Genomic DNA, 9,598 nt, shown 5'->3' with positions numbered 1-9,598 from the left:
CCCCTCTAGCCCCCGAACGCCCAGGAGGGACGCCCCCCAGCCCTCGTGGTAGGGCGGGTCGGCGAAGATGACGTCAAACTGGAGGCCCCGCTTTCCGAGCCAGGCGATGGCGCGGCGCAGCTCCAGGGACAGCACCACGGCGCGGCGTCGGGCGTCCGTAGGCAGCGCGCGCTCAATGGCCTGAGCCCGCTCTCGGAGGGACTCGACCCACGTCACGCTGGCGCCCCGCTCCAGGGCCGTCAGGCCGACCCGCCCCGTCCCGGCGAAGAGGTCCAGAAATCTCCCGCCGTCCACGTCCCCCAGGATGCTGAAGAGGGCCAGCAGCACGCGGCCTGCCGTGGGGCGGACCGCTTTCATCCTTCCGGTTCCTCCGGCGCGTCGATGCGGGTCGCGACGTCGGCGAGGGCTCCCTTCACGGCGGGGGTCAGAAAAGCGTTCGCCGTCCGGTCCAGCCGGACCAACGCGCCTTCGTCCCGCGGCGAGATGTGGATGTAGTAGCGCTGGTCGAACTCCTCGTCGTTTGAGAAGGCCTCGAGCAGAAAACCGCCCTCCGGCCCCCGCTCCAGGGCGAGCCGGCCGAAGGACCACCGCGCGTCTCCGGCGCCTCCGCTGACGTCCGCCAGGGCGTTCAGGCACGCCTCCGTCGGCCGGCGCCTCGTCCTGATGTGCACCTCAGATCCCTCCCAGGTTTGCCGCGCCGTGGTGAAGGGGCGCGTCTTAACGAAGGTCAGCCGGTAGATCGGCTTCCCCAGCTCCAGCCATTTGCGCTCGTATTTCGTCGTCACGCTTCGGGCGGGGTTGACCTCGAAGCCCCGGCCCTCCAGCGCCGCGTGATTCCCGATCCGGTCCAGCGCCTCGCGGGCGTAGGGCTCGTCGTCCGTCAGGAGCTCAAAGACGCCTCCCAGGCGCAGCACGGCGGCCAGGCTGTCGGTGAAGTCCCTGGCCGTGACGCGCCGGTGGGCGTGACGCCGCTTCGGCCACGGGCAGGGGAAGTTCATGTAGACGCGGTCCAGGGCCTCGTCGCGGAACAGCTCCTTCATCATGCGTCGGGCGTCCGTGCGGATGAGGCGGAGGTTGTCCAGCCCCGCCGCCCTTCTGGCGCAGCGCAGCACGCAGGCGGGCGATAGCTCGATGCCCCACAGGAGGACGTCCGGAGCCCGTCGGGCGTGCTTCACGGTGTACTCTCCGTTGCCGAACCCGATCTCAAGCTCCGTCCGGCGTCCGCGCGCCATCGCCTCGAGGTCGAGCGGCAGGGAGAGGTCCCCCGGCAGGGCGATGACGCCGTACTGCGGCCGGGCCTGCTGGGGCGCCGGCGTCAGAACGTCCATGCGAAGTCGGGCAGTCCCTCGTCCAGGAGGCGCCTCTTGACGTCGGCCATGATGAGCTCCAGGTCCTCCTGGCTGCGCCCCTCGCAGCGGACGGTGATGACCGGCTGGGTGTTGGACGCGCGGATCAGCCCCCAGCCACCGGGGTAGAGGATGCGGATGCCGTCGTGGGTCAGCCCCTGATGGTCCTTGAGGGCCTTCTCCCGGATCCGGCTCACGACGTCGAACTTCTCCTCGTCCGGGCAGTCGATGCGGGCCTCCTCCGTCGTGGGGTAGAGGGGGATGGAGCTCATGAGCTCGGAGAGCTTCCTGCCGGTCTTCGCCAGAATGCGCAGCACCCGACCGGCCGCGTAGAAGGAGTCGTCGAAGCCGTAGTACTCGTCGGCGAAGAACATGTGTCCCGAATACTCACCGGCGAAGGGGGAGCCGATCTCGCGCATCTTGGCCTTGATCACGGAGTGCCCCGACTTCCAGAAGAGGGGACGCCCCCCCAGCCTCTCGACCTCCTCGGCCAGAGCCATGGTGCACTTGGGCTCGATGATGACCTCCGCGCCGGGGTGCTCCTCCATGATCTCGCGCCAGTAGAGGGCCATGAGCCGGTCGCCGAAGATCACCTCGCCGCGCTCGTCCACGACGCCGATGCGGTCCGCGTCGCCGTCGAAGGCGAAGCCTGCGTCCGCGCCCGCCTCCCGGACGCAGGCGATGAGGTCCTGGAGGTTCTCGCGCTTCTGGGGGTCCGGATGGTGGTTGGGGAAGCGTCCGTCGGGCGTCCCGTAGAGCTCGGTGCAGTCGCAGCCCAGGAGCTCGAAGAACCGTTTGGTGAAGGGCCCCGCCGCCCCGTTGCCGCTGTCGCAGACCACGCGGAACCGCCGATGGAAGGGCTGAAACCTGGACTTCAGCATGGACAGGTAGGCGTCCGGGATGGACTGATGCGTCAGAGCACCCTGCCCCGTCCTGAACTCCCCGGAGTCCGCGATGCGGCGGATGGCCTGGACGTCGTCGCCCCACAGCGTGGCCTTGTCCCAACAGAGCTTCAGTCCGTTCATGTTGGGCGGGTTGTGGCTCCCGGTGATCATGATGCCGCCCATGAGGTCCAGGTGGTGCAGGCTCCAGTAGAGCATGGGCGTGGTGAGCGTGCCCACGTCGATCACGCCAACGCCGGCGGCGAGGACGCCCCGGGTCAGCGCGGCGCGGATGCGGGGCGTCGAGAGCCTGACGTCCCCGCCGATCGACATCCTGTTGAAGCCGCGGTCAAGGAGCCACGTGCCGTAGCTTCTGCCGATGGTCTCGACGACGGCGTCCGTCAGGTCCCGGTCTGCGTCGCCCCGAATGTCGTACTCCCTGAAGATGTGCGGTGACAGTGCCATTCGGTCTCCCCTTCCTGCGCCTACCGCCGTTTGAGGACGTCCTTGAGGACGTCCATGCCGCGGGCTACGAGCGCCTCGTCCGCCTGGGAGCCCATGTGCCCGACGCGGAACACGCGCCCCGCCAGGGAGCCGTAGTTGCCGCCCAGGGCGAGGCCCCGCGCGCGAAGCGCCGCGTCGAGCGCCTCCCAGGTCCAGCCTTCGGGGACGTAAAAGGCCGTGACGCTGGGGGAGGAGACGGCCTCGTCCAGCGGGAAGAGCCGAAGTCCCATCTCGCGCCCCCTTCGGCGGCACAGGGCGGCCGCCCTCTCGTGGCGGTCGTAGGCGTGTTCCAGTCCCTCCTCCATGATCGCGGAGAGGGCCGCGTGCAGCCCCGCCATGGCCTGCCAGTCGTGGGTGTAGGGCATGGCGTGTACCGCAGGGACCTCCCGCCAGGGCAGGTAGGCCTCGTAGCCGCTGTAGCGCACCTCCTCGATGACCTTCCACGCCCGGTCCGACAGGGTCGAGATGGAGAGCGAGGGCGTCATGGACAGGACCTTCTGGCTGCCCAGGAGGCCGATGTCGATGCCGTTTTCATCGACGTCCACGGCAGCGGCCCCGGCACTCGACACGAAGTCGACGACGAAGAGGGCTCCCACCTCCCGCGCGATCTCACCGAGCTCCTTGATGCAGGGGGTCAGCGTTCCGGAGGGCGTCTCGCAGTGTACGGCCGTGATGACCTTCGGCCGGAAGCGCAGCGCGGCCTCGCGCACCTTCTTGAAGTCAGGGGTCTGGTCGTGAGGGGCGGCGCAGAGCTCCGCCTCTGCGCCGATGGCCCGCGCCATGTCGGCGAACCCCTCGCCGAACAGACCCGACGCCACGGCCAGGAGCCGGTCGCCGGGCTTCAGGGTGCACTTCAGGGCGCCCCACAGGATGGACATGGCCTCGCCCAGCGTGATGACGACGTCCCCCTTCGTCCCCAGAAGCCTCCGGACGAGCTTCTGGTTGTCCGCGTAGAGCTCAAAGAACTCTCCTTCGAGGTCCGAGCTTCCAAAGTCCGTGTTCCACGCGTCCCGAACCCTCTGGGGGATGGAAGTCGGTCCGGGGACCAGCGCGATAGGATAAGTCTTCATGATTGCAATAACTCCTTTGTCTGATAGTTTGTGTCCCTGGCGTTCCCGTCAGCGGCCTGCCTTCCCGCTACCTCTCGAGCGCGGAGACGGCACGGCCGGCCAGGTCCAGGAGCTCCGCCTCGTCTGTTCCGGAGCCCTCGAGGGTCAGCGTCGTGTCGGGGCTGACGGCTACGGCCAGGGCCGGAGCCAGGAGTGGATGGCGCTCCAGGATCGCGCGCCGCCCCGCCACATCGAGGACGCGGTAAGCCCCGTCCTCGTCCATCACGCCGCCGCCGGCACCTGCCGCGGCAGGCACGCGCAGTGGCCGGGGCCTTCCCCTCCATGAGGTTCACCTCGACGCGCCGCCTGGGGGCCTCGCGGGCGTAGACCCGCCGCGTCCACCGGCCCAGGTCCTCGGAGGCCGTCTGGAGCGGCGTGACGTCCTCCGAGACGAGGCGCCATGGGCCGAGGGCGTCGGGCAGGGAAGCGCCTCGGGCCGGCACGCCGCTCAGCGTCAAGAGGGCGCAGCACAGAAAAAGGGTACTGGATCTCGCTTTGATGATGGATCACTCCTTTGGGGTTGACGAGTCATCTTCCTGGAGCTTTTTGATTTTCAGATGGGCCGCGCCTCCTGAGGGCTATTGCTGGCGCAGCTCGTCGGCTTTTTCCTGGGCGAAGTCGCGCGAGATGTCCCTGACGTCGAGGGCGTTGGCCGAAAAGCCCCCCGCCGTCGTGCGGCCCCCCCCTCCCGCGTCGGGCATGGACGTCGAGAGCGTCAGGCGCAGGTCCTCCTCCTTGATGCCGAGGTCGGTGAGTTCGGACATGAGCTTGTTGTAGAGCCAGCCCACGTCCCTCGCGTCGTTGTCCTCGTAGCGCGCCCAGATCCTGCAGGGCCAGGAGAGCCTGCGGGACGTCCTCCATTGGGGAAGACAGAACAGCGCGTCCTTGATGAGACCGCTGTTGATGCGCTGCATAAAAATGCCCGCCATCAGGCGGAGCACGTGCTCGTCCTTGTCCCTTCTGTTCCTGTAGCGTGTGGCCATGTTCAGATCCTCTTCAACAATTAATAATCGTTTTTTGCGCTGAAGCGGCCTCCGAAGTTTAAGGCGTTTGCCGCTTTCGCTGTCTGCGCGTTTATAGTATATACTTTTAGCCGAGATGGTACAGAGGCGTTAGGCGGAAAATTTGGGACGGGCGTCCCCCGCGCAGCGCAGAGGGGCCGGGCCGCACGCCGGGCGCCATGGAGGGATGCAGTTCTGATCGACATCAAGGGGCTGAGGCTCGCTTTCGGGGAAAAGGTGATCTTTGACGGCGTCAACTGCCGCGTCGGAGACGATGCGCGGCTGGGGGTCGTGGGCAGCAACGGCTCCGGCAAGACGACGCTCCTGCGCGTCCTGATGGGGGATGTGGTGCCGGACGGGGGGACCGTCGAGCGCTCCAAAGGGCTCACGGTGGGTTGCCTGCCGCAGGACCTCGTCGAGCTTGAGCCCGTGCCGCTGATGGACTTCCTCAAGGACCGCGCCGGCATCGCGGCGATCGAGGCCCGCCTGCGCGAGACGGAGGCCCGCCTGTCGGAGGCCGCGTCGGGTTCCGTTGAGCTCTCCTCCCTCCTGGAGGAGCACGCGCGGCTTGAGCGCCGTTTCGAGCTGTCGGGAGGCTTCGCCTTCGAGTCCATGGCCTTGAAGGTGCTGCACGGCCTGGGCTTTCGCCGGGACGACGGCGTGAAGAACTGCGCCGATTTTTCGGGCGGGTGGAAGATGCGCGTCGCCATGGCGGCGCTCCTGCTCTCCGCTCCGGACGTGCTGCTGCTGGATGAGCCGACGAACCACCTGGACACGGAGAGCATGGAGTGGCTTGAGGGGTGGCTGCGGGGGCATAGGGGGGCAGTCGTCGCGGTGTCCCACGACCGACGGTTTCTGGAGAACACGGTCGCGCAGATCGCGGACCTCGAGCGCGGCAGCCTGACGCTCTATCCCTACGATTACGACCGTTACCTCACGGCGAAGGCGGAGTCGCGCGCGCAGCTGGAGCAGAGCGCCGAGGCCCAACAGCGTCAGATCGAGCGGATACAGCAGTTCGTCTCGCGCTTTCGCTACAAGGCGACGAAGGCCGCGCAGGTCCAGAGCCGGCTGAAACAGCTGTCCAAGATGGAGGTCATCGAGCTGGAGGGCCCGGAGAGGAACGTGCGCTTCCGCATTCCGGAGGCGCCGCCCAGCGGCCGGGAGGTGCTGAAGGCGACGGACCTGTCGAAGCGCTACGGGGACCTCTGCGTGTTCGACGGCCTAAACTTCACTGTCGAGCGGGGGGAGCGCACGGCCCTGGTGGGCGTGAACGGAGCGGGCAAGTCTACGTTGCTTCGTCTTCTAAGCGGCGTGGAGCAGTCGACGCGCGGCACGGTGCGCCTGGGACACAACGTGAAGCCCGCCTTCTACTCCCAGGAGAGCGCGCAGAACGTGGACTACGCCCGCACGATCTGGGAGGAGGCCCGCGCGGCTCCCTCGCGCCTGAACGACGTGGAGCGGCGCAGCCTCCTGGGGGCGTTCCTGTTCTCCGGGGACGACATCCACAAGCCGGTCGCGGTGCTGTCGGGCGGCGAGAAGGCGCGGCTGGCGCTCTACAAGCTGATGCTGGCGGAGACGAACTTCCTCGTGCTGGACGAGCCGACGAACCACCTGGACCAGACGACCCGGGACGTCGTGCAGCGCGCCCTGCTGCAGTACCAGGGGACCCTCCTGATCGTGTCCCACGACCGCAGCTTTCTGGACGTCCTGGCCGAGCGCGTGCTGGAGATTCGGGACGGTTGTCTCTACGACTATCCGGGCAACTACTCGTGGTTCCTGGAGAAGCGGGAGGAAGCGCTGGCGCGGGCGGAAGCTGAGGCGGCCGGGGTTGAGGCGCGGGACCTTCGATCCCGCGAGGCCCGGCGTGCCGCCGCGGAGGAGCGTCAGCGCGTCATGGCTGCGGCGCGGGAGATCAAGAGGAAGCTGGACCCCCTGGAGGAGCGGATCGGACGGATGGAGGCCCGGCAGGCTGAGATCGACGCGGAGCTCTGCGATGCGTCGGTCCTGTGCGACTCCTGTCGGGTTCAGGCGCTCATGGTGGAGCGCGGCGCCATCGCGGCGGACCTGCCGGCGGCCTATGAGGAGTGGGAGCGGCTGTCCACGCAGCTCGAGGCCGTCCGCCAGGAGCGGTGAGGCCGCACGGCGACCCTTTGAGGTGAAGGGACGGCGTCCGGGGTTGAGGAGGTGCGCGGCGTGTACGAGTTTTCCCTGACGAAGTCGGTGAACGATACGATCCTGGGCATGTGCCGGAACTCCGGGTGGCGCCGCGTGCGCCGCATCGTGCTGAAGGTGGGCGGGATGCGGCGGGTCAACCCGGAGCTGATGGCCTATGCCTTCGGCAGGATATCCAGGGGCGCCCCGACGGAGGGGGCGAACCTGTCCATCATGGTGCTGCCCGTCACGTTTCGCTGCCACGCCTGCGGCCGGGAGGTCCAGAGCGAGGGCACGGAGTTCGTGTGTTCGGCGTGCGGCAGCAAGGACGTGGAGCTGGTGTCGGGACTCGAGTTCGCCATCGAGTTCCTGGAGGTCGAGGGAGGCGCCCCGCACTTGGGTGACTAGAATTCCCGGACGGATTGGCGCTGGAGCAGCGCCTTGCGTCCGGAGGGACGCTTCGCGCAGAACGGAGAAGAACATGTTGGAAAACGATATCCTTGAACGCCTCTCGCCCCGTCAGCGGGAAGCGGTGACCTACGTTGACGGGCCGCTTCTCATCCTGGCCGGCGCCGGCAGCGGCAAGACGCGCGTCCTGACCCACAAGGTGGCCTGGCTGATTGCCGAAGGGCTGGCCCGGCCGTGGGAGATCACGGCGGTGACCTTCACCAACAAGGCGGCGGGCGAGATGCGGGAGCGCGTGTCGGCGCTGGTCCCCGATGGGGCGGACAAGGTGTGGGTCAGCACCTTCCACGCCTTCGGGCTGCGCTTCCTGTTCCGGAACCCCGAGGCGGTGGAACGCCTGACGGGGCTGAGGACGGGGTTCGCCGTGCTGGATCGGGGCGACAGCCGTTCGCTGGTGGGGCAGATCATGGAGCGCCTGGGCGTCAACACCAAGGATACCGCTCCGGCCTCCGTGCTGGACGCCATCTCGCGCGACTGGGCGGCCTGGGCGCCGGGCCCGCGGGAGCCCCTTCTGGAAGGGCTCTACCTCGACATCGCAAACGAGTACCGCCGCGCGCTGCGGGAGCGCAACGCCGTCGACTTCGACGACCTGATGGTGCTCCCGCTCCAGGTGCTGACGCAGGATCGGGAGCTTCGAGAGAGGGAACAGGCTCGGATCCGGTGGCTCCTGGTGGACGAGTTTCAGGACGTCAACAGACCGCAGTACCTCCTGCTCCGCAACCTGGTGGGGCCGGACTGCCTGCTGAACGTGGTGGGCGACCCGGACCAGTCCATCTACGGCTGGCGTGGAGCGGACATCGGGATGATCCTGAACTTCGAGCGCGACTTCAGGGGTGAGGAGGGCCACGCGGACGCGAAGACGATCGTGCTGGACGAGAACTACCGGTCGACGGGCAACATCCTGGCCGCCTCCAACGCCTTGATCCGCAACAACTCCACGCGCATGAAGAAGGACCTCAGGACCTCGCGGGGCATGGGGGAGAAGGTCTACACCCTGCTGGCGAACAGCGACCTGCAGGAGGCGGACTTCATCACGGCGGAGATCGCCCGCCTCAAAGCGCACCATGGCTACGACTACGGGAACATCGCGCTCCTCTATCGGCAGAACGCCATGAGCCGCCTCTACGAGCAGAAGTTTCTGGAGCTGGGCATCCCTTACCGCATCGTGCGCGGCGTGGCGTTTTACGAGCGCCGGGAGGTTCGGGACGTCCTGGCGCTCCTGAAGCTGGCGCTGAACCCGAACGACCTCACCTCCTTCGAGCGGGCTGCGGAGTTCGCCGTCAAGGGCATGGGGCCGAAGCGCCGCGAGGATTGGACCTCATGGCTTGCGTCGGGCGCCGTCCCCACGTCGCCGGCCTCAGACTTCTGGGGGGCGGCCGCGAAGGGGGCCTGGCCCGTTCGGGGGCAGGTGGGGGCTGCGGCGGCGGAGTTCGCGGCGCACATGGCACGCCTCCTCGCGGTATCGGAGCGGGGGATCGGTCCCGCTGTGGACTACGTGCTGAACCAGATGGGCTACGAGGAGCTCTTGAGGTCGAAGGAGCCGGAGAGCTGGGAGGAACGCTACGACAACGTGATGGAGCTTCGCTCCGTGGTGCCGGAGGGGGGCCTCTCGGAGGCGCTGGCGGAGGCGGCGCTCTTCACGGACGCGGACCGGCAGGATGACTCCGGGAACGCCGTGGGGCTTTTGACGCTGCACGCGGCCAAGGGGCTGGAGTTCCCCGTCGTGTTCCTGGTGGGCATGGAGGAGGACGTCTTCCCCAGCTCCCGCGCCAAGGATCAGCCGGACCAGCTGGAGGAGGAGCGGCGCCTGTGCTACGTGGGCATGACCCGTGCGGAGGAGCGGCTCTACCTCACGGCGGCCCGCAGCCGCCGCCTGTACGGCACGACGCTCAGCAAGGGCTTCTCGCGCTTCATCTACGAGGTTCCGGAGCAGTATCGCGAGATCGACGACCGGGCCGGCGAGGGACGCGGGTGGGACGAGGGGTACGGCGGCGGAGGGAGGCGACGTTCCTATGGCGGCTATGGCAAGGGCTATCGCCCTTACGGGGGACGTTGGGGCGGGTAAGTCCACCGTCGCCGGCCTGCTGGAGGGGATGGGGGGCGTGCGCCTTGACGCGGACGCCATCGCCCTGGAGCAGTGG

General features: G+C 68.1%; 10 protein-coding genes. 4 read left to right on the top strand and 6 right to left on the bottom strand.

Going from position 1 to position 9,598, the window contains the following annotated elements:
- The 6 genes from SY1_RS11605 to SY1_RS11580 form a co-directional block, all read right to left on the bottom strand.
- The coding region (locus SY1_RS11605; RefSeq protein WP_208873859.1) for an RsmD family RNA methyltransferase at positions 1–357 on the bottom strand (357 nt) is incomplete at its 3' end.
- A complete protein-coding gene (trmB, locus tag SY1_RS11600; RefSeq protein WP_015557131.1) occupies positions 354–1,328 on the bottom strand; it encodes a tRNA (guanosine(46)-N7)-methyltransferase TrmB in 975 nt (324 codons plus the stop codon). The genes trmB and SY1_RS11605, both read right to left, overlap by 4 nt.
- A complete protein-coding gene (locus tag SY1_RS11595) occupies positions 1,316–2,692 on the bottom strand; it encodes a phosphomannomutase/phosphoglucomutase (protein WP_015557130.1) in 1,377 nt (458 codons plus the stop codon). The genes trmB and SY1_RS11595 overlap by 13 nt, the downstream gene beginning before the upstream one ends.
- A gap of 20 nt (positions 2,693–2,712) precedes the next feature.
- Positions 2,713–3,801, bottom strand: a complete 1,089-nt coding sequence (locus tag SY1_RS11590; RefSeq protein WP_015557129.1) for a pyridoxal-phosphate-dependent aminotransferase family protein — start codon at positions 3,799–3,801, stop codon at positions 2,713–2,715.
- A 67-nt stretch (positions 3,802–3,868) separates the two neighbouring features.
- A complete protein-coding gene (locus SY1_RS11585; protein WP_208873858.1) occupies positions 3,869–4,096 on the bottom strand; it encodes a hypothetical protein in 228 nt (75 codons plus the stop codon).
- A gap of 322 nt (positions 4,097–4,418) precedes the next feature.
- On the bottom strand, positions 4,419–4,823 hold the full coding sequence (locus SY1_RS11580) for a hypothetical protein (RefSeq protein ID WP_015557128.1): 405 nt from the start codon (positions 4,821–4,823) through the stop codon (positions 4,419–4,421).
- A 255-nt stretch (positions 4,824–5,078) separates the two neighbouring features.
- Between SY1_RS11580 and SY1_RS11575 the strand changes: the two genes are divergently transcribed.
- From SY1_RS11575 to SY1_RS11560, 4 genes are all read left to right on the top strand, one after another.
- Positions 5,079–6,974 (top strand): ABC-F family ATP-binding cassette domain-containing protein, encoded by a 1,896-nt coding sequence (locus SY1_RS11575; protein ID WP_243440686.1) that lies wholly within the window; start codon positions 5,079–5,081, stop codon positions 6,972–6,974.
- Positions 6,975–7,034: 60 nt separating this feature from the next.
- Complete coding sequence (locus SY1_RS11570) at positions 7,035–7,400, top strand: hydrogenase maturation nickel metallochaperone HypA/HybF (protein WP_208873857.1); 366 nt, start codon at positions 7,035–7,037, stop codon at positions 7,398–7,400.
- 73 nt (positions 7,401–7,473) lie between these two features.
- On the top strand, positions 7,474–9,522 hold the full coding sequence (locus SY1_RS11565) for an ATP-dependent helicase (RefSeq protein ID WP_015557127.1): 2,049 nt from the start codon (positions 7,474–7,476) through the stop codon (positions 9,520–9,522).
- Positions 9,470–9,598, top strand: a 129-nt coding sequence (locus tag SY1_RS11560) for a dephospho-CoA kinase (protein ID WP_341524238.1), incomplete at its 3' end; no start/stop codon positions are given. The genes SY1_RS11565 and SY1_RS11560, both read left to right, overlap by 53 nt.

This window comes from Fretibacterium fastidiosum, assembly GCF_000210715.1.
Classification (GTDB): domain Bacteria; phylum Synergistota; class Synergistia; order Synergistales; family Aminobacteriaceae; genus Fretibacterium; species Fretibacterium fastidiosum.
The sequence above is the reverse complement of the archived record's forward strand: the minus strand, read 5'-3'. Positions and strand labels throughout refer to the sequence as shown.